Origin of the sequence: Microbacterium sp. BF1 (assembly GCF_019279095.1) — a bacterium.
In the GTDB taxonomy this organism is placed as follows: Bacteria; Actinomycetota; Actinomycetes; order Actinomycetales; family Microbacteriaceae; genus Microbacterium; species Microbacterium maritypicum.
Genome location: NZ_JAGYWT010000789.1, coordinates 1 through 707, shown reverse-complemented (window position 1 = coordinate 707; position 707 = coordinate 1). Strand labels below are relative to the sequence as shown.

The 707-nt window shown below is 71.9% G+C and carries 1 pseudogene; it reads left to right on the top strand.

Annotated elements, in window-relative coordinates:
• Positions 1–707: pseudogene (locus tag KZA10_RS16805) on the top strand (HSP90 family protein); the annotation flags it as partial.

The following is a 707-nucleotide window of genomic DNA, read 5'->3' as shown; positions in this document are numbered from 1 at the left end:
GCGGCCTGGCGTACGTACTGCCCTTCGCTCCGCCTCCCGGCGCGCGCCAGGCCACGCGCATGTACCTGGGGCGGATGCTGCTCTCCGAGCGCGTGGACGATGTGCTCCCCGACTGGGCGTTCTTCGTGCGCGCCGTGATCGACTCCACCGGCCTCGCCCCGACCGCGAGCCGGGAATCGCTCGTCGAGGACGCCGCGCTCGAACGCGTGCGGGAGCAGCTGGGTGCCGGCATCCGCCGCTGGGTGCTCGAGCTGGGGCTGCGCGAACCGCACCGCCTCGCGCAGTTCGTCGCCGTGCACGAGGTGGGGCTCAAGTCGTTGGTGCGCCACGACGAGGAGCTCGCCCGCTTCATCTCCCGCTGGCTGACCGTCGAGACCACACACGGCACCCTGCGCATCGGCGACCTCGTCGAGCGGTACCCGCACATCCGGTACGCGCAGACGGTGGACGAGTTCCGCCAGGTGGCCGGCATCTCCCCCTCCGACGAGGTGCTCGTCAACGGCGGCTACCTCTACGACGCCGACCTGATCCGGATGCTGCCCGACCTCTACCCGCAGGTCACGGTCGAGCAGGTCGACGTCACGGGAGAACTCGACCGGCTCGACCCGCCTCCCCTCGATGACCGCGACGCCGCCGTCGCCCTCGAGGCGCGCGCCGGTGCCGTGCTCGCCGCATCCGACTGCTCCGTCGTCGTGCGCTCCATCGAC